Source organism: Clostridium kluyveri DSM 555, assembly GCF_000016505.1.
GTDB lineage: Bacteria > Bacillota > Clostridia > Clostridiales > Clostridiaceae > Clostridium_B > Clostridium_B kluyveri.
Map to the genome: position 1 here is coordinate 2,489,216 of NC_009706.1, position 23,739 is coordinate 2,512,954.

21 protein-coding genes are annotated in these 23,739 nt (G+C 32.4%); 8 read left to right on the top strand and 13 right to left on the bottom strand.

Annotated elements, in window-relative coordinates:
* Positions 1 to 112: 112 nt before the first annotated feature.
* The 4 genes from CKL_RS11810 to CKL_RS11825 all read right to left on the bottom strand — a co-directional run bounded on the left by CKL_RS11810 (position 113) and on the right by CKL_RS11825 (position 5,395).
* Positions 113 to 2,287: a methyl-accepting chemotaxis protein gene (locus CKL_RS11810; protein WP_081428016.1), complete on the bottom strand. Its 2,175-nt coding sequence runs from the start codon at positions 2,285 to 2,287 to the stop codon at positions 113 to 115.
* A gap of 174 nt (positions 2,288 to 2,461) precedes the next feature.
* Positions 2,462 to 3,028 (bottom strand): pyridoxal 5'-phosphate synthase glutaminase subunit PdxT, encoded by a 567-nt coding sequence (gene pdxT / locus CKL_RS11815; RefSeq protein WP_012102759.1) that lies wholly within the window; start codon positions 3,026 to 3,028, stop codon positions 2,462 to 2,464.
* Positions 3,029 to 3,031: 3 nt separating this feature from the next.
* Positions 3,032 to 3,901 carry a pyridoxal 5'-phosphate synthase lyase subunit PdxS gene (gene pdxS, locus CKL_RS11820; RefSeq protein ID WP_012102761.1) on the bottom strand — a complete coding sequence of 290 codons (870 nt, stop codon included), beginning with the start codon at positions 3,899 to 3,901 and terminating at the stop codon, positions 3,032 to 3,034.
* A 165-nt stretch (positions 3,902 to 4,066) separates the two neighbouring features.
* The gene (locus CKL_RS11825; RefSeq protein ID WP_012102762.1) at positions 4,067 to 5,395 is read right to left on the bottom strand and encodes an alkaline phosphatase family protein; all 1,329 of its coding nucleotides are present in this window, start codon (positions 5,393 to 5,395) and stop codon (positions 4,067 to 4,069) included.
* A 194-nt stretch (positions 5,396 to 5,589) separates the two neighbouring features.
* Here CKL_RS11825 and CKL_RS11830 point away from each other — a divergent pair, with 194 nt between their 5' ends.
* On the top strand, positions 5,590 to 6,576 hold the full coding sequence (locus tag CKL_RS11830) for a biotin--[acetyl-CoA-carboxylase] ligase (protein ID WP_012102763.1): 987 nt from the start codon (positions 5,590 to 5,592) through the stop codon (positions 6,574 to 6,576).
* Positions 6,577 to 6,657: 81 nt separating this feature from the next.
* Entirely contained in the window at positions 6,658 to 7,824 is a 1,167-nt protein-coding gene (iadA, locus tag CKL_RS11835; RefSeq protein WP_012102764.1) for a beta-aspartyl-peptidase, read from the top strand.
* Here the strand turns inward: iadA and CKL_RS11840 are convergent.
* Positions 7,821 to 8,567, bottom strand: coding sequence for an ATP-binding protein (locus tag CKL_RS11840; protein WP_012102765.1), 747 nt, complete (start codon positions 8,565 to 8,567; stop codon positions 7,821 to 7,823). The two genes, iadA and CKL_RS11840, sit on opposite strands and share 4 nt — an antisense overlap.
* A gap of 123 nt (positions 8,568 to 8,690) precedes the next feature.
* Here CKL_RS11840 and CKL_RS11845 point away from each other — a divergent pair, with 123 nt between their 5' ends.
* A complete protein-coding gene (locus tag CKL_RS11845) occupies positions 8,691 to 9,368 on the top strand; it encodes a Crp/Fnr family transcriptional regulator (RefSeq protein WP_012102766.1) in 678 nt (225 codons plus the stop codon).
* Between the two features lie 346 nt (positions 9,369 to 9,714).
* Here the strand turns inward: CKL_RS11845 and CKL_RS21575 are convergent, their stop codons facing one another.
* The 6 genes from CKL_RS21575 to CKL_RS11860 form a co-directional block, all read right to left on the bottom strand.
* Positions 9,715 to 9,837, bottom strand: a complete 123-nt coding sequence (locus CKL_RS21575; protein WP_148204844.1) for a sporulation protein YjcZ — start codon at positions 9,835 to 9,837, stop codon at positions 9,715 to 9,717.
* Between the two features lie 311 nt (positions 9,838 to 10,148).
* A complete protein-coding gene (locus CKL_RS11850) occupies positions 10,149 to 10,904 on the bottom strand; it encodes an SIMPL domain-containing protein (protein WP_012620672.1) in 756 nt (251 codons plus the stop codon).
* A 225-nt stretch (positions 10,905 to 11,129) separates the two neighbouring features.
* A complete protein-coding gene (locus tag CKL_RS11855) occupies positions 11,130 to 11,762 on the bottom strand; it encodes an HDIG domain-containing metalloprotein (RefSeq protein ID WP_012620673.1) in 633 nt (210 codons plus the stop codon).
* Positions 11,728 to 11,886 (bottom strand): CPC_1213 family protein, encoded by a 159-nt coding sequence (locus CKL_RS20835; protein WP_172634763.1) that lies wholly within the window; start codon positions 11,884 to 11,886, stop codon positions 11,728 to 11,730. Before CKL_RS20835 ends, CKL_RS11855 begins: the two co-directional genes overlap by 35 nt.
* Before the next feature lie 10 nt (positions 11,887 to 11,896).
* Positions 11,897 to 12,058, bottom strand: a complete 162-nt coding sequence (locus CKL_RS20840) for a hypothetical protein (RefSeq protein ID WP_155814028.1) — start codon at positions 12,056 to 12,058, stop codon at positions 11,897 to 11,899.
* Positions 12,059 to 12,123: 65 nt separating this feature from the next.
* Positions 12,124 to 13,680, bottom strand: coding sequence for a glycosyltransferase family 2 protein (locus CKL_RS11860; RefSeq protein WP_242649419.1), 1,557 nt, complete (start codon positions 13,678 to 13,680; stop codon positions 12,124 to 12,126).
* Between the two features lie 254 nt (positions 13,681 to 13,934).
* On the opposite strand from CKL_RS11860, the gene CKL_RS11865 reads away from it, so the two are divergent.
* The gene (locus CKL_RS11865) at positions 13,935 to 15,461 is read left to right on the top strand and encodes a class I SAM-dependent methyltransferase (protein WP_012102771.1); all 1,527 of its coding nucleotides are present in this window, start codon (positions 13,935 to 13,937) and stop codon (positions 15,459 to 15,461) included.
* Between the two features lie 129 nt (positions 15,462 to 15,590).
* Here the strand turns inward: CKL_RS11865 and CKL_RS11870 are convergent, their stop codons facing one another.
* Positions 15,591 to 16,643 carry a glycosyltransferase family 2 protein gene (locus CKL_RS11870; RefSeq protein WP_041700973.1) on the bottom strand — a complete coding sequence of 351 codons (1,053 nt, stop codon included), beginning with the start codon at positions 16,641 to 16,643 and terminating at the stop codon, positions 15,591 to 15,593.
* A gap of 260 nt (positions 16,644 to 16,903) precedes the next feature.
* Positions 16,904 to 19,453, bottom strand: a complete 2,550-nt coding sequence (locus CKL_RS11875; protein ID WP_012102773.1) for a DNRLRE domain-containing protein — start codon at positions 19,451 to 19,453, stop codon at positions 16,904 to 16,906.
* A 733-nt stretch (positions 19,454 to 20,186) separates the two neighbouring features.
* Here CKL_RS11875 and CKL_RS11880 point away from each other — a divergent pair.
* From CKL_RS11880 to CKL_RS11895, 4 genes are all read left to right on the top strand, one after another.
* Entirely contained in the window at positions 20,187 to 20,675 is a 489-nt protein-coding gene (locus CKL_RS11880; RefSeq protein ID WP_012102774.1) for a MarR family transcriptional regulator, read from the top strand.
* A gap of 221 nt (positions 20,676 to 20,896) precedes the next feature.
* On the top strand, positions 20,897 to 22,189 hold the full coding sequence (locus CKL_RS11885; RefSeq protein WP_278184204.1) for an MFS transporter: 1,293 nt from the start codon (positions 20,897 to 20,899) through the stop codon (positions 22,187 to 22,189).
* Positions 22,190 to 22,682: 493 nt separating this feature from the next.
* Positions 22,683 to 23,051 carry a metal-dependent transcriptional regulator gene (locus CKL_RS11890; RefSeq protein ID WP_012102776.1) on the top strand — a complete coding sequence of 123 codons (369 nt, stop codon included), beginning with the start codon at positions 22,683 to 22,685 and terminating at the stop codon, positions 23,049 to 23,051.
* Positions 23,052 to 23,204: 153 nt separating this feature from the next.
* Positions 23,205 to 23,705 carry an amidase domain-containing protein gene (locus CKL_RS11895; protein WP_012102777.1) on the top strand — a complete coding sequence of 167 codons (501 nt, stop codon included), beginning with the start codon at positions 23,205 to 23,207 and terminating at the stop codon, positions 23,703 to 23,705.
* The last annotated feature ends 34 nt before the right edge of the window (positions 23,706 to 23,739 follow it).

Genomic DNA, 23,739 nt, shown 5'->3' on the forward strand with positions numbered 1-23,739 from the left:
AAAACCCCCTAATTTAATATTAACTTTTATGTTTTTAATTATACTACTTTTTAATAGAAAATTACAATTAAATTTTATTTTTAGTTACATCTCAAAATCACATAATTTGTCATCAAGTATTGAATTTTTTTAATATGTGAAGAAGATTGCTGGCCTTTGATGCATTTTCCACAGTAAACATTGCTATGGATTTGTTCTCACTTTCTATTTTTTCTATATTATCTGATATATTTATAGAAGTTTCCGTACACTGATTTGCAGAATCTACTATCGAATCCATTATTTCACTTATTTCTACAGATGAGCTGTTAACATTTTCCGTTAATTCAGAAAATATTTGTATCACAGACTCGAATTTTCTACCATCTTCTTCATATTCATTACTTATGTCTATAACTTTTTCATAGTCTGACAGAATATTATTCTCTATCATCTTTAACATTCCCTCTGCTGAATCCGACAGTTCTACTACAGATAATAAAATATCCTTTACATTGTCCTGTATGGTATTTACCATATCAGAGGACTGTACAGCAAGCTTTCCCACCTCCTCTGCCACTACCATAAATCCTTTTCCATATTCTCCTGCTTTTACAGACTCAATACGGGCATTTAAAGCCAGCAAATTTATATTTTTTGATATATGTTTTATTTTTTCTGCCACTTTTGAAATAGTACTTACAACTTTAACCGCTTCTAATGACTTTTTCAATTTTTCACTGGATTTAATATAATAATCTTCTAAATTACGTTTTGACTCTTCTGTATCCTTTTTAATATTTGCAGCTTTTTCCTTTATACTCTCTATAAGGATCATTCCTCCATTAACTTCTCTTACTATACCACGTATTTTATCTTTTACTTTTGAAATTTTTTCATCTACTCCTTCTATGGAATACAATGTTTGTGATATATTAGAACATATTTCAGAGGATTTATCACATACAAGATTTAGTTCTTTATTGGATTTTTCAAACATTTCATTTACACTATTAGTAACTTTAAGTGTTTGTCTACTTTCTTTTTTTATGCCTTCTATAATATTTTTTATATCCTCCATGGCATAATTTAACGCTGAAGCTGTGTCTCCAAATTCATCTTTTTGTTCAATTTGTATACTATAGTTTAAATTAAATTTAGATAATTCAAGAGCATATTCCCTTATTTTAAATAGAGGTTTTTTTATGCCCCTTGCTATAAGCAGTGCCATAAGAAGCCCTACCACTATAAATATAACAGTTATAAAGATTATTTTGTATTTAAGCACCTGTACTTCATTAAATATCTCTTTTTTATCTATGGTGATTCCAAGATACCAATGTGAATTAGGTATAGGTGAATATGCCATAAACATATCCTTTGTTCCTTCCTTATAGTAGCCTGACCCACTTTTGCCCTTTATCATATTTCCTTCCAGTTCTGCAAGAGAGGTAAGAGATTTATCTTTCTTCGCATTTTTTATGGTATTATCCCCATTTAAAACCAGGGTTAAATTCTTATGAACTACTTTAGTACCCTGTTCATTAATTATAAAACAATACCCACTTTTACCAACTTTCATACTCTGAACAAGTTTATTTAAATTTTCCATACTGATATTTGAAAATAATACTCCCACAACCTTACTGCTATTATCCTTTATAGGAACGGCAACTGCAATTATTTGTTCTCCGTTAACATTAAAATAAGGACCTTCAATTTCCGTATTCCCATTCAATGCATTTCTAAGATATTTTGAATCATTACTTTCTAAATTCATCTGTGTTTTTTCCCCACTTTGGATATAAGTTAGTCCTTTTAAATTCATTACACTAAGACTTGCATAATTTAATGCTTTTGCCCTTTCTTCTAAGACAGGAATTTGAGAAAGAGGATTCATAGACTTTATTTCTTCTCTATTTGCTATTTCAATCATAACTTTAGCTTCCTGATTTAACATGGATGCTATCAATTTAGATGATTCCACCGCTTTATCCTGAAGTGAAGAATCTATACTTTTTTCCATTGTCTTATAGGAACTATAGCAGGCTATTACTCCAAGAACACCACAGATTAATACAACCAATAGAGCTATCTGGGCAATTATCTTCACAACTACACTATTAAAAGACAATAAGCCCAATCTCTTTATTTTAGCTTTTAAAAATGGAGACTGAAATTCTCTTATTTTGCTTATTACAAATGATAAATTAAATTTTTTTATTTTACTTACTATAAAGGGTAACTTAAATTTTTTTATCTTGTTCTTTATGTAATTAGGTAACTCTGATAATTTAAATTGCCTCATTTGAAACACTGCAATTCCCTCCTAATTAAATTCTATATATGAAAAATGCCATTATCTACTATGATAATGTATGAATTTTAACTTATGGTTAAGAAATTGCATTCTTAAATTAAACTTAACTTAGAATTAACCTATGTTTAATTTAAATACTATCATTCTAAAGTTCTAAATTTTTTATCTGCACGTAGATAAAAAGTATTTATGAAAACTTAAATCATCTGTAAGTTCAGGATGAAATGAAGTTACGAGAATATTTTTATATCTTGCAGCAACTACATTGCCTTTTATACTGCATAAACTTTTCACATTACTGCCAAGGTAGGTAATAAAGGGGGCTCTTATAAAAACCAGAGGTATCTTAGAAGATGATATATCAGGAATTAGTGTCTCATAATAAAAACTATCTATTTGACTTCCATATGCATTTCTTCTTACTTTAATATCTATAACCTTAAGATAACTTTTATTTGAATTCTCTATGGAATTTGCAAGTAATATCATACCGGCACAAGTTCCCCAGGTTGGCAGTCCTTTGAGTATTTTTTCTCTTAAAGGTTCAAGCATATCTGTATCCATTAAAAGTTTACCCATAGTAGTACTCTCTCCACCTGGGAGTATAATCCCATCAATATTATTTAATTCATATTTATTCTTTATTTCTACAGGAATAGCTTTAAGTGATTCAATATGATGAATATGTTCTATTACCCCTCCTTGAAATGATAATACTCCTATTCTCATATCCTACCATCCCCGCCCTGCATATTTCTCTTTTAAGTTTTCAATTTCAATTCCAGGCATGGGCTCTCCAATATCTTCTGAAACTTCCTGAATTGTCTTAGGATCATTGTAATAAGTTGTGGCAAGTACAATAGCATGGGCTCTTTTTTCTGGATTTTCAGATTTAAATATTCCCGAGCCTACAAATACACCTTCGGCCCCCAACTGCATCATAAGTGCTGCATCTGCAGGAGTTGCAATTCCACCTGCTGCAAAGTTTACTACAGGAAGTTTTCCATTTTCCCATACATATTTTATTAAATCATAAAGTGCCTGAAATTCTTTTGCAAATGTCATGAGTTCTTCAGGTTTTGCACTTTTAACTTTTCCTATCTCATCTATCATAGTTCTCATATGGGTTACAGCTTCAACTACATTTCCAGTGCCAGCCTCTCCTTTAGTCCTTATCATGGATGCTCCTTCCCCTATTCTTCTAAGTGCTTCTCCCAAATTTCTAGCTCCACATACAAAAGGTACTTCAAAATCCCACTTATTTATGTGATAAAAGCTATCTGCAGGAGTTAAAACCTCACTTTCATCTATAAAATCTATATTTAATTGCTGTAATACCTGAGCTTCTACAAAATGTCCTATTCTAACTTTTGCCATAACAGGTATTGACACCGCCTTTTTTATTTCTTTTATCATTTTAGGATCGGACATTCTTGCAACTCCACCCTGTTTTCTTATATCTGAGGGTACTCTTTCAAGAGCCATAACAGCACAAGCTCCTGCCTTTTCAGCAATAACGGCTTGTTCTTTATTTACCACATCCATTATCACTCCACCTTTTAACATTTGAGCTAAATTTTTATTTATTTCATATTTGTTCATACTATTTTTCCCCCTATAATATTTATTAAGTGATTTAAAATCAGATAATTATATTATATTTTATATATCATATTTGCCAAATGTACCGGTACATTTTAAGATTAATTTAATTTTCTCAAGCTAAAGAGCTTATCCCATAACTGATAAGCTCTTTTAACATTGCTATTAATTACTAATTTGTTTTGTACAATTTTCATCCAATATATATTCTAAGACTTTTCCATCTGTATTTTTCAATTCTAATCCTAACAGCTTAGCAATAGTTGGTCCTTCATCCACTAAACTCATCTCTTCTACAATTACTCCTTTTTTTATCCCCTTGCCTGATGCCATAAATACAGTAGTATAATCAGGCTTAAAAGGAGAATATCCATGGTTGCATAACTTACATCCATTTTCTCTCTGTAAATTCCCCCCATTAAATTCCTCTATCAACTTTCCACAAATCTTATCTTGAAAATAATAGGGAAGTTTTGCCTCAAGCAACAAAGAACACCTCCCATCAGCACCAAATTCTAAAGCTTTTTCCCTGGAATAAATAGCATCTATACATTCATGTACTCTATTGAAATCCTCAATTAACTTTGTAATTTCTTTTAATATTTTAAAATTATTTTCTTTTACGTATAAATACCCACAACCATCACAACTTTTAAATATAGCCTTATAGTCAATTATCTTACCTTTTGAATTGACTTCAATATACCCTCTATCTCTCAAAAGGATATTAAGATTAATTACCTTATTCACATCCAGACTGCTGTGGTCACCTAAAATAATAATAGTACTTTCCTCATATATACCTTTTTCTTTAAGTGCCTGTACTATTTCTCCTATTCTTTTATCATGCCTTTTTAAAGCAAGTTTGGCCTCCTTGGAATTAAAGCCATAATCATGCCTTATGCTATCTAAATCCGTATAATGCACTAAAGTTAAATCCAGCCACTTATTCTCTATAGTATATAATAATGACTGGTGAACAAAATTATCAAGGTTGGGTTGTCTTATACCATCTCTTAAATAACCGAACCTTTTATTTAACTCATATTGAAATAAAGGAGTACCATTTAACAAGGACACCAGAATCTGACTTTTCCAAAACCTATTGGCAAAAATCTCCGGCATATTGTACTGTATTTTTGACTTCGCAGTAACAGGCCACAGCAGTGCTCCTACTTTCATTCCCTTTTCTACAGCCAGGTCATAAAAAGTATCTCCTTTTATATTATCCCTATACCAATACCAATCTGGAGATTTTCTATTAGGCTGAAGCAAAGTATTATTTACTATTCCATGATTTTTAGGATATTTTCCTGTAACAATAGATACATGGGCAGGATAAGTTAATGTAGGATATACACTATACACATTTTTACAGTAGGAAGCTTCAGCTAGAAAGTTTTTAAAATTGGGTAAAGTGCTGATATATTGAAAATCCAAACTAGATAATGCATCTAATGAAATAACATATAAGTATTTTGATATTGCACTCATATAATTTACCCTTTCTTGAATAATAAATTTTTAAATATACAAATTATATCTATATAAGTTTACATAAGCATTAACTTAATGTAAAAATAATTAAACATTACTAAATATATATAATTAATAACATTATAACATCTCTAGAAAGTGTGTAACTGTGTTATAATACCCTTAAATACTATAAAAAGGTGGTTTTTTATATGAAATATGAAGTACTTCATATATTAAAAAAAAATACCCATACATTTGTATCCGGTCAATTAATAAGCGACAAACTGGGTGTAAGCCGTACTGCTGTGTGGAAATACATAAATAATTTAAAAAAAGAAGGCTATATAATAGACTCTTCTTCCAAAAAGGGATATAAATTATTGGAATCTCCAGACATGCTATCTTTTGAAGAAATTGAAAAATACTTAAAAACAAAGTATATAGGTAAAAAAATTGTCTATCTTGAAAGCGTAGATTCTACTAATAATAAAGCAAAAGAGCTGGCCAGTAAAGGTGAAAATCATGGCACTTTAGTCATAGCTGAGGAACAACTAGGAGGCCGCGGAAGGCTGGGAAGAGCATGGTGTTCTCCTAAGTACAAGGGTATATGGCTATCTATAATCTTAAGGCCAGATATAAACCCCATGCAAATACCTAAGCTCACTCAAATAGCCGCCGCTTCCGTAATAGAAAGCTTAAAGGATTTTAAAATAGAAGCAACTATAAAATGGCCTAACGATATAATACTCAATGGTAAAAAAATATGTGGTATTTTAACTGAAATGAATGCCGAAATGAATAAAGTACACTATGTAGTATTAGGGATAGGTATAAATGCCAACTTAGGTGAAGAAGATTTTCAAAAGGATATACTGAGTAAAGCCACATCTATTAAAATAGAGACAGGACTTACTTTAGATAGAAAATCCTTTGTAGGAAATTTAGTAAATAAATTCGAATACTTATATGAAGAATTTGAAAAAACACAAAATATTGAATCTTCTATAAAAATTTGCAGAACCAATTCTGCCGTTATAGGAAAAATTATAAGAATAATTAGAGGGGAAAATGAAACCTTTGCAAAAGCTTTAGATCTAGATAAAAATGGAGGATTAATAGTTCAATATGAAAATGGAACCCGTGAAAATCTTATATCTGGGGAAATTTCTATACGAGGATTAAATGGATATATTTAAAATTTAGTATTTCTATGTTTAAATTAAATCAAAATAGTAAACCATAATATATATTAAAATATCTTCAGGATGTGTTCAATTATGATTTTAATAAAAAATGTAGAAATATTTGCTCCCGAGTCTTTGGGAAAAAAAGACATATTAATATGTTTTGATAAAATAGCCTATATATCTGAAAATACACATATACCCAAAGGAAATTTTCCTGAAATTGAAATAATAGAGGGAAATGGCCTAAAAGCAGCTCCGGGTATAATTGACCTTCACATACATATAAACGGTGCTGGAGGTGAAGGAGGATTTAATACCCGTACCCCCGAGATGAATCTCACAGATTTTACTTTAAATGGCATTACAACCTGTATAGGTCTTTTGGGTACAGACGGAATAACAAGAAATATGGGTGCATTACTGGCAAAATCAAGAGCTCTTGAAATAGAAGGCTTATCTACATACTGCTGGACAGGATGTTATGCAGTACCTACAAGAACCCTTACAGACAGCATAAGAGGAGATATAATACTCGTAGATAAAATAATAGGGGCCGGTGAAATAGCCATTTCAGATCACAGGGGAAGTCATCCTTCTGAAAATGATTTAATACATTTAGCCTGTGAAACCAGAGTAGGTGGACTCATTTCAGACAAATGCGGAATATTACATATGCATGTAGGTGATGGAAAGAATGGATTAAATGCCGTATTTAATTTGATAGATAACTCAAATATACCTTTTGAGAACTTATTGCCTACACACCTTAATAGAAATAGTCTATTACGTAAACAATGTGTAGAATATGTAAAAATCGGTGGTTTTGTGGACATAACCACTGGAATTAAAAATGAAGGAGATGAAGCTGTAAGTGCCTCTCAGCTATACAATACATTACTAAAAGAACATATTTCTCCTTATCACATAACAATGAGTTCTGATGCTGGAGGCAGTATGCCATTCTTTGATGACAAAGGTAATCTAACTAAACTAACCAGAGGTATGCCAAATACAAACATTAACTCAATAAAAGAATCTATAGAGTTGGGTATACCTTTGGAGCTGGCTCTCATTCCCCTTACTTCCTCCCCTGCAAAATTGCTAAAATTGAAAAACAAAGGCAAAATAACTGAAGGCTGTGATGCTGATTTAATTTTATTAGACAATAAATTAAATATTAATACTGTCATAAGCAAAGGGAAAGTAATGGTTCAAAATTACTCCCCCTTAGTTTACGGTACCTTTGAAAATAGTTAAGAGTTGAAAATAATATTCCCCTCTGTAGATATTATAACTTCCCTGTATGAAAGTATAGTTTGTGTTTTCAACATAGCATTTTTAACTGCATTTACAATGCCGCTGCAGCAGGGTACTTCCATTCTGACCACAGTTATACTTTTTAAGTTATTGTTTTTTATAATTTCTATAAATTTATCCTCATAATATTTTATATCATCTAGTTTAGGACATCCTATTACCGTGATGTGGTTCTTTATGAAATCTTTATGGAAATTACCGTAGGCATAAGCGCTACAGTCAGCAGCTACAAGTAAGTTTGCCTCTTTAAGATAGTCTGCATTGCTATTTATAAGTTTTAATTGAACGGGCCATTGATTTAATTCAGATGTACTCTTTAATGCATCTGATATATTCTCTGTATTTTTCACCTTTACTTTATCATCATGGTAATTTCTCTTTATTTTTTTTGCAGCTGTACCCGGACATCCACAGGGCATTGGTTTTTGTTCTTTCAATTTTTTTATTTCTTTAATTCTCTTTGTAACAAGCTCCTCATCATATGCTCTACTTTCCCTTTCAATTATACTTATAGCGCCAGTAGGACACTCAGGAAGGCAGTCTCCCAGTCCATCACAATACTCATCACTTATAAGCTTTGCTTTCCCATTTACCAATTCTATGGCATTTTCATGACATGCCTCTGCACACAAACCGCATCCATTACACTTTTCTTCATTTATATCAACAATTTTTCTTATCATCATATATTCCTCCCTTATCTTGATATGTTCATTATAATAGAATATAATTTTAATATCTGTAACTTACGTTACACGTGTAATAATTAAGTGTAAAAATATTATATCAGATAATGGGAGACTAATATGGAAAACGCTATTAATGCACTAGAGAAATGTGTGCTTACAAAAAATTTTTCTAAAGAATCCATAGAAGATTTTTTAAAAAATATAAATTATACCCTCTCCTCCTACTCTAAAGGAGAAATTATAGCCGTGGAAGAATGGAATTGTTCCAAAATAGGCATAGTTATAAAAGGAAATGTGGAGGTACAAAAAATATTCGCCTCTGGAAAAACTATTACAATAAGCAGGCTGGAAGAAAGTGATATTTTTGGAGAAGTTATAATATTTTCTAACAGGAGCACCTACCCTGCTACCATAGTTTCATCAAATGAATCTATTATAATGTTTATCTCCAAAGAGGATATATTGAACATATTTCCCTTATTTCCTGCATTTTTAAATAACTTCATGACTTTATTATCCGACAAAATATTAATGTTAAATAGAAAACTTAAAAACATATCTTATGAAACTATTCGTCAAAAAATTGCTTTTTATATTTTAGAGGAATATGCCCAGAAAAAAAATTTAAAGATACATTTATCCTATACACGAAAAGAAATGGCAGAACTGCTTGGAATTCCGAGGCCCTCTCTCTCAAGGGAACTTATAAATATGAAAAGGGATAATATAATAGACTTTCATAGAAATAACATTGTAATAAAAGATCTGGAAACTTTAAGAAATTTATTATTTTGACAATTAAAAAGGAAACGAAAAATTTTTCGTTTCCCCTTTAATAATTCATTCTAGCACCATGAATCGCATCCGCATCCACAGCATAATAATAATATTATTATTATTACTACTATTTCTTTTCCGCGTCCATGTCCATATCCACCATCACATCTGCGTGACATAAAGATCCCTCCTTGTTATCCTTAAACACATATTTTAAGTTATCTAACTTATCATCATCTGTTTCATGCCTTATCGCTTTATAAGCCTATAAGGCTAATTGGTGAATTACAAAATCTATTTAATAAAAAGCATGTATCTTTTTATTAAATCTTTTTTACTTCCTTAGTTATTTAAAACATTCTCTTTAGCAAATACTACCGCAATTAGCACCACAACATAATAATAAAAGTATTATTATAACTAGTACTTCTTTTCCACGTCCAAATCCACCGCAACCACTATCATATCTACGACCACATCTTGACATAAAGATCCCTCCTTGTCATCTTTAAAATAATTTATTTAGGTATTCTTTTTTTTCATCATGTGTTCTATACTTCTATAATATTAATCATAAGTATAAATGTTACTTTTATTTTTATTATATAGTGAAGTTATTAATGGCTATACCATTTTTCATAGAATTGATTTATATTAAACTTTTATACAAGATTAATATAACTACTATTTTTAAAAATTTTCACAAAAAATAAACTATAAACAATCGCTTAAATTGTTTATAGTCTGCTTTAACTCTTTTAGGTAAAAACAGCTTGTCTATATATTTCTGTCTGTATTCTAATACTGATAGACTAAGCTTACATTAGCTTTTATTTTATAAAGTCCTGTTTCTATAGTAGTACCTTGTCCTCCAGAGTTTTTTACTGATGATGAATCATAGAAAACAGGATATTCACTAGGAATGCCATTTGAATTCTCTGTTACTGTAGTTAAAGTTGATAGTTTCACATCCAATGTATCAGCTATTGCCTGTGCTTTAGATTTTGCATTTAATATGGCATTTGCCAAGGCTTTATTATAGTATTTTTCATAATCACTAACTCCAAAAGTTACTCCATTTGAGTTATTCGCCCCATTTGCCACCGCAATATCAATTACATTTCCAACTGAAGCTATATTTTTAACTGTAACATTCAAAGTACTATCAACTGTATATCCAATAATTGTACTAGTTCCTGTTTCCTCATTATAATTATATTTAGGGTTAATATAATAATTTGAGGTTTTAATATCCTCAGCTGCTACTCCTGCTGCTTTTATAGCTTCAACAACCTTATTTATTGCAGCAGAGTTGTTTTGTTGGGCTTTGTCTACCGTACTATCTTCTGTAGTTACTCCTAAAGATAAATTAGCAATATCAGGTACTACATTCACTTCACCATCTCCAGTAACATTTATGGTTCTGGTTTCTGCAGCTAATACCTTATAATTGGAAGCTGAAATCGTTCCAAATAAGAAGAGAAACATAACTGTAGACATAAAAATTAATGGCCATTTCCTTTTTAACAAGTTAATACCTTTCAAAGTTAACACTCCTTACATTTTTATATTAATAAATTAAAAATTTATTTCTCTGATATTAAATTCCACATTTCCTTCATTCATGTATAAATCCTCTGATTTTTATCTTTATGCCTTCATAAATTTAGACGATTAAACATAAAATTCCGTTTCAAAAACTTCAAAAAATAGAAGAACTATTACACTAACGATTTAAAAAATCGCTAACGCAATAGCTCTTTTTTACCCATATCCTCACTAATTTTTAATACATTTTTCAATAAATAATTTTATATTATTTTCCTCTTTAGCTCTATTACATCCAATTCTTCCCAGTCTATCACACAACCCAAGTAAAGCTACTTCATAAACATCTCCATATTTCTTCATACCTTTTATGTCTGCAAAAGGCAGCTTATTTAACACAAAAAGTATATGCATATGGTATCTTATCAAATAACAAACTTTATCTATAAATTCAATGTTATTTGTAAACTCAGATAAAAAATCTTTTGAAAGTTCTGCTCCCACTTTATCATGGTCATAAGAGGTTATTTTATTTCCTCTAACTTTTGTGGTAGATGGTTTGCCAATATCATGAAGTAGTGCCGCCCACATAAATGCTGAAACATTCTTACTTTTATTTTTTACTCTGGCCCCCTCATCCACAACCATCAATGTATGGTTCCAAACATTACCTTCTGGATGATATCGCAGTGACTGTTCAGTTCTTTTAAGCTCATATAACATATTAAAAGGATATATTTGAAATTCCTTATAGTTGATTATACTATTTAGATATTTTGATGGTTCTTCATCCTTTAACAGATGATAATTTATCTCTTGAAATAAATTTTTAGAAGGACTCATTTTTGTTCTCTGTATTGTCATTATCTAAATCAAAAACAGCTCTTGCACTTTCTGCTTGAGGATCATGTTTTATATGCTTGGAATGAAATTTTCCATCCTGTCTTTTTTCATTTCTAGTGCTTCTTTTTTTATTTCTCTTGCTCATATCCTTCTCCTTATCTTTTATTATTGGAACCCAATGCCTCTTTTTTTGAATTGTGTGTTTGATTAATATAAGAACCGTTAACCTGAATGGAGTTTTCAAGGTTAGCAAGTTTTTGTTGATCATTTATTGGATTTTCAAATGTTTTATTATCGGAATTTTTATTCTTAGACATACTATCACCTCAAAATTAGTATCCCTAATTTTAATATTTATATTCTGATACTAATATCTCATAAGTCACTCCCATTTTATTAATCTTGGATTTTCATCTATAATGGATTTATACTGTTCTAAACTCCCGTATTTACCTTCAGGATCTGCTCTTAAATACCGGATATACTTAGATTGTCTTAATTCATTGGTAGACCAGCCAAAATGTTTTAATCTTACATAACATATGCACCCCGGAAGGCTAAATATATTCTTAGGAATTCTACCACAATGCAGTGGTTTTTCATCCCAGATATAATTGAAATTGGGCTGATATCTTATTAAAAATGGTCTATAATACTTGTGTGCCCCCCAATAAAAATCTTCTCTATAATGATTCTCGTCCCACATATCATATAATCTAAAGGCATAATAATCAAAATTAGGTTGGTTAATTAATGCTCTGATGACTTCACATATTCTATCTTCAAAAATTTCGTCAGCATCTAAAAATAACATCCAATCTGGATTTATACTTGTTGCTATTTTCCATAATTGCTTTCTCAAAACAACTTCATTATTAAATCCGTGTTCTTTATTTTCAACTAAAGTCAATGGTACATTTTCAAGTACCTTTTTACATATTTCAACTGAATTGTCTTCACTGGCATCATCTAAAATCACAGCATTATCTATATACTTAACTGCATGTGTTAAAACCCTTTCCAAAAATTTTTTACTTTCATTTCTTACAAGCATTACAAGCGTTAGCTTATTTCCTGTATCTTTATCAATTCTTATTCGTTCATAATATAAAGAATTATTAATATCATATATACATTTATTTCTAAATTGTTCTACTCCTTTTAAATCCTCTCTTCTATATATGTGGTAAGCCGGATAAGTGGTATCAACATACAGCTTAAAGCCTAATGCTGCTGCCCTTATACAAAAGTGTCTATCCTCTCCCCAAAAAGACAAATTATAGATTTTATTGAAATTAACTCCTTTATTCAGGGCCTTTTTACTTATTAAGGTACATGCACCTAAGCCTCCTACCTCATATATACCTGGTTTTTTTAATTTTTCTATAAAATCTGTATATCTTTTATTAGATTCTTCTTCAGTCAATATTTCATTTCTTTCTTTAGTGATAAATGAATACTCATCACACATCCAAACCTGTGGCAATTCATCTGCATTTTTTTGCCATCTGGTCCAAAATACCTCACATATTATATCTTTGTTACTATTTATTAAACTTGATAATGTCTTAGGGTGCAGCATTATATCTGAATCTATCAAAAATAAATAATCATAACAATTTTCTTTAGCATATTCTATAATTCTATTTTTATATTGCGCTATTTTCCAGATTAAACTTTCTTTCCAATAGTGTGTGTCTTCCGTACGCACATAAGTGTCTATTTTTTCTCCTGCCTCGATAATAACCTTATTTTTAGATTCCACAGCAAAATTTTTAAGCAAAGTACTTGAATTAATATCGTCATTATCATCTATAAAAAAATACTCTATATTTATACCCTCTTCCATAATATTTGATAGAGAGCTTATAAAGTTTACTAATATATTATAGGTTTGCCTTATAGGACTCCCTATTAAAACTTTTGTATTCTCATTCATCAATTTTCCTCCTATATAATTTACTGTAGATAAAATAATTACCTAGTAAATTATTCTCCCTATATACTATTCATCAATTTAATTTTTGCCTATACACGATAATAGCATTATTTTATCTAAAGATTATGTCTTCTCATAATATCATCTGAATCTGTTAAACCCATTGATATGAAAATTCCAAAGGAACAGGTCACTTTTATGATTTCACCTTCATATAATATATTTATCAATTATAAGCAGGAGGTTTCTTAATAATGAATATTTATATGATACCGTTTTTCATAAATAAAGAAAATTATAATGAAGATATAGCGATGGCATATCAGTGTTTAGAAAGTTTGTCTTATTCTAAGGATGTCAATTTACTAATTTTCAATCAAGGATGTTTATCTAATAAAGAATTAAGTTCCATTTTACAAAAATTTAATTTTAACTATAAGCTATTGGGTAATGGTGAAAATGTAGGTATTACACTATCTAGATATATAGGATTTCGATATATTATAGAAAACTATTATCATATTGATTATGTTACAGAAGCTCATGTTGATATGATTTTCCCGCCTAATTGGACTGAACCTTTAATTGATTATTTGAATTCATCTGAAGAACCTATGATATCTCCAAAAATAGTAACTGATTTTCCAGATGAGATTTCTCCAAATACTATTACTAGTTTAGAGGCTAGAATCAAATACTTATCTGCAAAGGGAGAAGATAAAATCACCCATGGATTTGTACATCCTGTCATTCACAAATTAAGTATATTAAAGGAATTATGTCCTTATGATGTAGGATTTTTAACAGGTACCCAAGGTTATGAAGACGATAGTATTTTATTAGGATATAATTATTACATGGGGACAAGTAAAAAATGGACACCTAAAATATGTCATAAATCCTGTGTCTATCATAAAACATTATTTCAAAGATTTAAACTTCCAAACTTGTCTGAATCATTCAATAAAAATTATCAAGGATTAAAATTAGAATATGGATCCTATGGATTAAAAGAATTAGCTAGAATTTATCCTGACAATAATTTTTTCATAGGTGAATATCATAAATCTATAGTAAACCCTGACATGTACAGAAAATACAATAAGTATATTGGAGAAAATGATATTAAAAAATGTTGTACAAATAAAAAATCTTCTAGATTTATAATTAATACTGATGAAGAAAAAACAGAATGTCTATTAAAATTTCCTGATGATTGGTGGAGCAGATGCTATGAATATACCTGGGCATCAAATTTCTCAGAAGAAAATGACACTTGTTTAGATGCAGCCTGCGGTGCTCCTCATCCATTTAAATTTTATTTAGCCAGTATATGTAAAAATGTATATGCCTGCGACATTGATACTGATATATTAGATAAAAATAAAATCTTATCAAGAGTTAGTGAATACTTTGATGAAGAAGATGTTAAAAAAGCCGCCAAGTATATAGATAAAATAAAATTTTCAAATAGCAGTTTGATAGCTCTTCCCTACGAGAACAATAAATTTGATAAAGTCTATTGTATTTCAGTACTTGAACACCTTACTGTAGAAGATATAAAAAAATCTATTAGTGAATTTTATAGAGTTTTACAAAAAGATGGGCTGCTTGTATTAACTATTGATTACCCAACTACGGATTTAAATTTGCTAGTTGACTGTTTAAAGAATACTGGATTTAAATTTGTAGACTCATTTGACCCTAAAATATACCCTAATGCCATATATTCTAAATTAATTGGAGGATTATATTGTTTTAGATTATTATTAAAAAAATAACAATTTATTCAATTAAGAACAAAAACTCTATGTAAAGCATAAATAATAAAGGCTGCAGAATCTAACTCTTCACAGCCTTATTATAATATGAAAAATTATTTATCCAAACCTAAGAATAGTTTGATATTCTTATTTAATCCCTATGCTTTGAAAATAATTTCTATTGTAAAGTATTTTTTTATCATTAGGTCTGAATTTCCCTGCAATTTCATTGTGCTCATAAGCTAATTGATGTTTACCTATTCTGTCATAACAAACACACAATTGTAAATGAGGAAGCCACGTCCAGCAGGCATCACTAAAAAACCCCAAGCTATTTATTGGCTTTTTTAAATTTGCAGCTGTTTCGTACCAAAATATTGCCTGATTAATCTTATTTTCCTGTAAGAAGGAAAAACCAAGTCTGCAGCATGCTTCAGCTCTTGGAGAATCATATTCAAAACTTTTAAATGCATATTTACGGCACTCCTCACCATTATTAATTGATTGATAGTAGTCACATATCTTTCCACAAACATGAATATTATCCTCATACCATCCTCTTTTTGAATCTAAAAAATCATTATAATATTTTAAAGCATCTTCAAACATTCTGTGCTCATATAATTCATTTCCATAATATAATATATCTCTAGGAGTAAATTCCACTCCTTCTTTTAATTTATTTTGAAAAATCTCAAGATTACGATTAGGCGAATAGTTTATTTTTTTGTGAGTTACACTGATTTCACTATTAATTATATTTCCATATACCTCTAAATACTCATGAACAAAACCAATCCATTTAAAATTCTTTTCTTTTTTAACTAATCTATTGCGTCTATAACTTGTGGTTACATTACTATATTCATCAAAGCTTACATTATATCTCATCGTTACAGAATCTATGGAGGTATCTAAATTTTTCTTCAAAGCTTTAAACTTTTCTACATCTTCAGGAAGTAGTACATCATCTGCATCCAGCCAAAAAATATAATCTTTAGTTGCCTTACTAAATGCAAAGTTTCTTGCAGCTGAAAAATCATCAATCCATTCAAAATCATAAATATTATCCGTATATTTTTTTATCACATCTTTAGTATTGTCAGAAGAACCTGTATCTACTATTATAAATTCATCTATTACATCCTTTACAGAATCTAAACATCTGCCTATAGTATCTTCTTCATTTTTTACTATCATACATAAACTCACAGTTATGGAATCTTTCAAAAAATCATCTCCTTTTAATGAACTTTAATATCAAATTAAAAACTTTTTTATTTATTATATAAAGAGCCTTCTGCTTTAAGCGGAAGGCTCTAATACCAATTTAAACTTATAATGGACAAAGATGCATATTTCTGAATGGATAAAATCACCATAAATTTAAAGTAAATAGTACTTGTTCACAATAGAGCAATTTATAGATATATCTTTGAATATACACTAATTTCTTAACATTAGGTCAGTCGATATACAGACCATACAATACCTGTTGAAGGACCCCCAAGGTCAAGACCTATTGTTAAGCCATTTGCTTCATAGAAAAGTCCTATAACATCTCCTGCATTCAATTCAACTTCACCTGCCAAAGTAACCGTACCGCTTCCCAACACTCCTCTTAATGTTAATACAACTACAGCTATATTTAATACAGGAAACAGCCCACTAATTAAATCCTCAGTCGTTGGAGAAGTTCTTCTAACTACAAAGGCAGGATTTACACCGGCCCCAATAGCAACTGATATAGCTGCAGTGGTAGAATAATTAATTGTAGCTTTAATAGAATATACTCCAGTTTCAGGAACAGTGTAATTTCCTGTAGTTTCGTCAAAGCTGGTATTATCAAAGAATGGAGAATCGACAGTCCATCCTGTTAACTGCGTACTTGCAGAAATATCAAGTGTAGAAATAAATGCCGAAAAACCTTCTTCCGATACATTTGGACCTGTTGCTCCTGTTGGACCTGTATCTCCAGTTACTCCCGCTGCTCCTGCAGATACTAAAAGATTATAATCCGGTGAAGTATCTGGTGTTCCAGATGATGGAACTGAAGTTACTATATAAAGACTTCCATTATACTCTACAACCTGGTCAAGTGGATAGTTCGGTGCTTCTATCGGATCAAATTGTACTGCTGAAGATAATCCTACTCCTGCCGCTCCGGTTGCACCTGTTGGGCCTGTGTCTCCTGTTGGTCCCGTTGGGCCTGTGTCTCCTGTTGCTCCAGTTGGTCCTGTGTCTCCTGTTGCTCCTGTATCTCCTGTTGCTCCAGTTGGACCTGTTGGTCCCGTTGGGCCAGTTGCACCTGTTTCGCCGGTTGGTCCGGTTGGTCCCGTATCTCCTGTCACTCCAGTTGCTCCTGTTTCGCCTGTTGCCCCAGTTGGACCTGTATCTCCTGTTGCTCCCGTTGCTCCGGTTGCTCCTGTGTCTCCTGTCGCTCCGGTTGCTCCTGTGTCTCCTGTTGCTCCGGTTGGTCCCGTATCTCCGGTTGCCCCGGTTGCTCCTGTGTCTCCTGTTGATCCAGTTGCTCCCGTATCTCCGGTTGCTCCGGTCGCTCCTGTGTCTCCTGTTGCTCCTGTTGCTCCGGTATCTCCCGTTGCTCCTGTTGCCCCAGTGTCTCCTGTTGATCCGGTTGGGCCTGTGTCTCCTGTTGCCCCAGTTGCTCCTGTGTCTCCCGTTGCTCCTGTTGCCCCGGTTGCTCCGGTGTCTCCTGTTGCCCCAGTTGCCCCAGTGTCTCCTGTTGCTCCTGTATCTCCTGTTGCTCCTGTTGGACCCGTGTCTCCTGTTGCTCCTGTTGCTCCGGTGTCTCCCGTTGCTCCTGTTGCTCCCGTATCTCCGGTTGCTCCAGTTGGACCCGTGTCTCCTGTTGCTCCTGTTGGTCCTGTTGCTCCAGTGTCTCCTGTTGCTCCTGTTGGTCCTGTGTCACCGGTTGCTCCGGTATCTCCTGTGTCTCCCGTTGCTCCTGTTGCTCCAGTGTCTCCTGTTGCTCCTGTTGGACCCGTGTCTCCGGTTGCTCCAGTTGCTCCTGTGTCTCCTGTTGCTCCAGTTGCTCCTGTATCTCCTGTTGCTCCTGTTGGACCTGTGTCACCGGTTGCTCCAGTTGCTCCGGTATCTCCCGTTGCTCCAGTTGCTCCCGTGTCTCCTGTCGCTCCAGTTGGGCCTGTGTCTCCTGTTGCCCCGGTTGCTCCTGTATCTCCCGTTGCTCCGGTTGCTCCCGTGTCTCCTGTTGCTCCTGTTGCTCCTGTTGCTCCTGTTGCTCCTGTATCTCCTGTTGCTCCCGTTGGACCCGTATCTCCTGTTGCTCCCGTTGCTCCTGTATCTCCCGTTGCTCCTGTTGGGCCCGTTTCTCCCGTTGCCCCAGTTGGACCTGTGTCACCGGTTGCTCCAGTTGCTCCGGTGTCTCCTGTTGGACCTGTTGGTCCTGTGTCTCCTGTTGGACCTGTTGGTCCCGTAATACCAGTAGGTACTAATGTACCATATTCTATATTTAAAAATGGTCTCTGACTAGGAACTGTCCATTCTTTGGAGAAATATCCTATTATAGTGTCAATAGCACTTTCTATTCCAACTAATGTGACTCCATTATTTATAATAGAGCCGTCGATCCAGCTACCCACTAAATCTGTTATATCAATACTAATAAAATTACCAACATCACTATCTGTTACATTCACAGAATAGGTTGTGGGATTCAATGAAGGTGCATTATTCCACGTAACTGTATTCTCTGAAAAACCACTTGCATTTGTAAATACATTGACAGTTTGAGGTGATAACACTGCATCAGGCATATCTTTTCTAAAAACAAATAACTCTAGTGAAGCTTGCAATACGCTACTTCCTGGAGGAATAACATTAGATAAATCAAATTTTAATAAACTCCTAAATACATCGTTGGGCTGAACAAATTCTCCCGTAAATAAAAGGCTTGAATTGCTAAAATTTGTATTAGGATTTAATTGAGATATATATGCATCATCACTAGGATTAACTTGTATAACTGGCATAATTTCATCTCCTTATTCTCTTTTGATTTTATGAGATTGTTTATAATTGGGCTATTACACTATATGTAATTAGAATAAAATTGGATACATTAAATAGATATTTACCATAAGTATATAACCTTATTATTAGAGCAATATATAGTAAGCAAACTATTTCAAATTACAAATATCCTACAAAAACTACTGAAAACCATAACGAATGCTACCAAACTTTGCACTTTAGCCAATAGGTACATGCATCTTATTCATAATTACATTGAAGTATACAAGCATAAATTCTTACTTTACTTCATCGTCAGCCTGCAAGTTTGAATTATCTAACAAACAAATCTTAACATTGGACAATTTACATAACAATGGCTCATACTAAATCCGATTTTTTTATGGCAGAAGTTTATTCATACTTGGCAGAATGCCATAAATAACTATTATTCACCGCTTGCTTTACTGACTTGTGGTCATCAGATTATAAAGCTTTACATTACATGTAAATTTGTCTGCCAAGGACGCAAGGGAGCTTCTGGTGCTATATCAAGAAAAAGTGCAAATTAAAATGAGAAAATACCAGAATATTTCCATATTTTAACTTACAATAGACACATTATCACCTTTAGAATCCGGATCTATTCTAATAAATTTTTATTCTAGTATCACAATTTCTAAAGCATTGTTGAAATAGAAATAAAAATCTAATATAATGTTATTAATACACCAACAGGTGGGAGGACAGGTCATGAACAAAGAAGAACAGGTCATAATGGGTTTCTGGAACTTATTTAATAAGAAAATTTGGCTTGATGAATTTAAGATGAAAGACAGTCTTAAAGGTTTTAATCCTTCTGAATTACATTGTATCGAATACATTGAAAGAAATGTGGATTCCAACGTCACAAAACTTGCAGAGTCCTTTTATATGACTAGAAGTGCCATAAGTAAAATAACTAAGAAGCTCATAGAAAAAGGCCTTATCGAAAGCTATCAGAAGCCGGATAACAATAAAGAAATCTATTTTAGGCTTACTGAGAAAGGGAAGGCAATTAATAAAGTCCATGAGGAACTGCACAAAGAGTTTCAAGAACGAGATAAAGTCGTATTTGAGCAGGTAACCGAGGAACAATTTGACAGCATGCTTAGTTTCGTAGAAAAGTATAATAGGCATTTAGAAGCAGAAATAAAGAAACTAGGGGTAGATATTAAGTCGGGATGTTGTGATAAGCTATAATTGTACTAGAATCCTTTTGAAGCACGTTATAGAATACGAAATTGTTAGACACAAATATTGTAAAAATGCTTAACTATAATAGAAATAAATTTGAATAATGAAAATGAAACCACAGGCAGCCCAACTCTATTGAAAACAGGCTGCATTTTTATTGCTGTTATTTTGTTGACAAGGACACAAAAACGCGATACAGTAAATATGCGTCCAAGGACATAAAAATCATCTCAAAAGGAGAACAAATAACCATGCATAGAAAAACGATATTCCAAAAAGATTTTACACTTGTTGTGATAGGCCAGATTATCTCCATATTTGGTAATCAGATATTAAGGTATGCCCTTCCGCTTTACCTGCTAAATCAAACAGGCTCATCTGTTTTATTTGGAACAATTTTGGCAGTCTCTTTTATTCCAATGATTTTACTGTTTCCGATAGGGGGAATAATTGCTGATCGCGTTAACAAAAAAAACATCATGGTAATTCTGGATTTTAGCACGGCAATACTAATTTTTCTGTTTTATTTGCTGGCAGGGAAAATAGATATTGTTCCACTTATGGCAATCACAATGATTATTTTGTATGGCATACAAGGCGCCTATCAGCCAGCGGTTCAGGCAAGTATACCCTTTCTGGTAGAAACTGAACATATCATGAAAGGAAACTCAATTGTTAATCTAATTAACTCCGTGGCCAGTATGGCTGGGCCGGTAATCGGCGGTATTTTATTTTCTCTTATTGGATTAATGCCTATTCTATATGTAAGTATCGGTTGCTTTTTCGCGGCTTCAGTAATGGAAATTTTCATTCACATTCCATTTGAAAAAAAGAAACTAAACGGAAATATATTTGCTACTGGTTGGGGCGACCTTAAAGAAAGTTTTCACTTTATGTTCAGGGAGCGGCCTGTTCTGTGGAAAATATCTTTGATATACGCCTCTATGAATTTATTATTGACTTCTTTGACTTTAATCGGAGTTCCCGTTTTAGTTACACAACGTTTGGGGTTTGCTCTAGATACCGCCAATCGGTTATATGGATATGCGCAGGGCGTAATGGCCGTAGGTGCTATATTGGGCGGTTTACTTGCCGGAGCATTATCAAATAGGCTGAAAGCAAGGACAAGCCCATTTCTCCTAATTGGGTGCGCTTTGTCCATACTCATAGGAGGAATTGCATTGCAAACGTTAAAAGGGCCTATGGAAATCTATATTATCTTACTAATTGGGTGCGGTCTGTTAGTGGCATTGTCAACATTATTCCAAATTCAGATGCTGACATATCTGCAACTTTTAACGCCTAAAGACTTAATCGGAAAAGTCATTTCATGCTTTATATGTGTTTGTATGTGTGCAAATCCCCTTGGCCAGTTCATTTATGGTATTGTTTTTGAACATATAAGAAGCAGCACATACCTTCCATTTTATGTAGCGGCACTAATAATGATAGGAATTAGTGTCTTTACCCGCCGTATTTTCTATGGAATTGACCATAATAAAAAACAAACAAATAAGTAGGTGGTTGAGTATACTTCAAGAAAATGCCATACTGACATTCTTAACAACTAATACAAAACCATTGTTTGTATGGAACAAGCTCTGTCACTTCGGATCAACTTGTCCCGAAGTGTGAGGAAAGATTAACAGCCACCATTTTTGCCTATAGAATGGTGGCTGTTTGTATTTTCTCATAGGACAAACGGGAAAACACATATATTTTTATTATTGAATCATATAAGGTTGATTTTATAAATGTTGAATGATAAACTATAGAATAATTAGAAAAAACTAACTTATCAGATCATCTTATCTAGAGATTGCAATTAACTAACACTTCCAAATTCTTCAAAGTGCAGGATGAGCACTGCCATATCTCTGGATAGGCTTTTCCGAAGTTTAGATAGGCAAACTTAGCCTAAACCCAAAAATAACTTGATATACAATATATAAATTACGGAAATTTATATCATATGACTTGCTAAATCTATTTTTAATAAGGAGACCACTAATAATGAATAAATTAACCTATACCATGGAAAATTATCTGGAAGCAATATATGAACTTTCAAAAGAAGAGTCAGGAGTCAGAGTATCTGATATAGCCTACCGCCTAGGTGTTACAAAAGCCAGTACTAATAGAGCAATGACTACACTAAGCGAAAAAGGATTGATTACAAATGAAAAATACAAAGAAATATTTTTGACTGATGCTGGGAAAAAACTGGCAGAGCAAACTTCTAAAAAGCATCATGTTATCCGTAAATTTCTTATTGAAATTTTAGATGTTGAGCCAGATATTGCAGATAAGGATGCCTGTGCCATAGAACACGTTATCAGCAATGAATCTGTTCTTGCTATGCTAGAATACTTTAAAAAGTAAAATATATTTTCTATTTTTACCACAAGGGATAATTTTTAAAGATGAGAGATAAGCACTGATTCCCCTCTTTATAAGTTCTTAATATTAAATACAAAGTAATTTTTTATTACATATTCACATAAATTATAAAGTAAACAATTTAGTGGAGTAATTATGAATTTTAGAAGTAATTTACCTTATTCTAGAATAAAAGCTGTAAATTATGCCTTAAACTATGCTAAATCACCAAATCCTGCTTATAAATATTTCCCAGTACAAGGTGATAACGGAGGTGACTGTACAAATTTTATATCCCAATGTCTTAAAGCCGGTGGAGCTCCAATGGTGTCTTCACATAAGAATCAATGGTGGTACAGCGGCCCCAAGTGGTCGGTTTCATGGACTGTAGCAGGTTCACTTTACTGGTATTTGAAAATCAATGCTGATGAACAATTATACGGTGCCAAAGGTACAGAAGTTGATTCTGTATCAATGCTTGATGTTGGTGATATAATCTTTTATAAAAATAAAAGAGGTAGAATTCAACACTCAGCAATTATAACTTCATTTGACAAAGATTATCCCTTAATATCGCAACATACTCCGAACCATTTAAACATATCCTATGAAAAAGACTGGGCTATTAAGATGCATTTTCTAAAAATATCCTTATAGTAACTTCTTCTTTTAAAGACTAGTTGCGGCAAAT

Excerpts from the sequence above, each read along its gene's own strand:
- CKL_RS11810 (WP_081428016.1), bottom strand. The coding sequence starts at position 2,287 with ATGAGGCAATTTAAATTATCAGAGTTACCTAATTACATAAAGAACAAG.
- pdxT (WP_012102759.1), bottom strand. The coding sequence starts at position 3,028 with ATGAGAATAGGAGTATTATCATTTCAAGGAGGGGTAATAGAACATATT.
- pdxS (WP_012102761.1), bottom strand. The coding sequence starts at position 3,901 with ATGAACAAATATGAAATAAATAAAAATTTAGCTCAAATGTTAAAAGGT.
- CKL_RS11825 (WP_012102762.1), bottom strand. The coding sequence starts at position 5,395 with ATGAGTGCAATATCAAAATACTTATATGTTATTTCATTAGATGCATTA.
- CKL_RS11830 (WP_012102763.1), top strand. The coding sequence starts at position 5,590 with ATGAAATATGAAGTACTTCATATATTAAAAAAAAATACCCATACATTT.
- iadA (WP_012102764.1), top strand. The coding sequence starts at position 6,658 with ATGATTTTAATAAAAAATGTAGAAATATTTGCTCCCGAGTCTTTGGGA.
- CKL_RS11840 (WP_012102765.1), bottom strand. The coding sequence starts at position 8,567 with ATGATAAGAAAAATTGTTGATATAAATGAAGAAAAGTGTAATGGATGC.
- CKL_RS11845 (WP_012102766.1), top strand. The coding sequence starts at position 8,691 with ATGGAAAACGCTATTAATGCACTAGAGAAATGTGTGCTTACAAAAAAT.
- CKL_RS21575 (WP_148204844.1), bottom strand. The coding sequence starts at position 9,837 with ATGTCAAGATGTGGTCGTAGATATGATAGTGGTTGCGGTGGATTTGGA.
- CKL_RS11855 (WP_012620673.1), bottom strand. The coding sequence starts at position 11,762 with ATGACAATACAGAGAACAAAAATGAGTCCTTCTAAAAATTTATTTCAA.
- CKL_RS20835 (WP_172634763.1), bottom strand. The coding sequence starts at position 11,886 with ATGAGCAAGAGAAATAAAAAAAGAAGCACTAGAAATGAAAAAAGACAG.
- CKL_RS20840 (WP_155814028.1), bottom strand. The coding sequence starts at position 12,058 with ATGTCTAAGAATAAAAATTCCGATAATAAAACATTTGAAAATCCAATA.
- CKL_RS11860 (WP_242649419.1), bottom strand. The coding sequence starts at position 13,680 with ATGAATGAGAATACAAAAGTTTTAATAGGGAGTCCTATAAGGCAAACC.
- CKL_RS11865 (WP_012102771.1), top strand. The coding sequence starts at position 13,935 with ATGAATATTTATATGATACCGTTTTTCATAAATAAAGAAAATTATAAT.
- CKL_RS11870 (WP_041700973.1), bottom strand. The coding sequence starts at position 16,643 with ATGATAGTAAAAAATGAAGAAGATACTATAGGCAGATGTTTAGATTCT.
- CKL_RS11875 (WP_012102773.1), bottom strand. The coding sequence starts at position 19,453 with ATGCCAGTTATACAAGTTAATCCTAGTGATGATGCATATATATCTCAA.
- CKL_RS11880 (WP_012102774.1), top strand. The coding sequence starts at position 20,187 with ATGAACAAAGAAGAACAGGTCATAATGGGTTTCTGGAACTTATTTAAT.
- CKL_RS11890 (WP_012102776.1), top strand. The coding sequence starts at position 22,683 with ATGAATAAATTAACCTATACCATGGAAAATTATCTGGAAGCAATATAT.
- CKL_RS11895 (WP_012102777.1), top strand. The coding sequence starts at position 23,205 with ATGAATTTTAGAAGTAATTTACCTTATTCTAGAATAAAAGCTGTAAAT.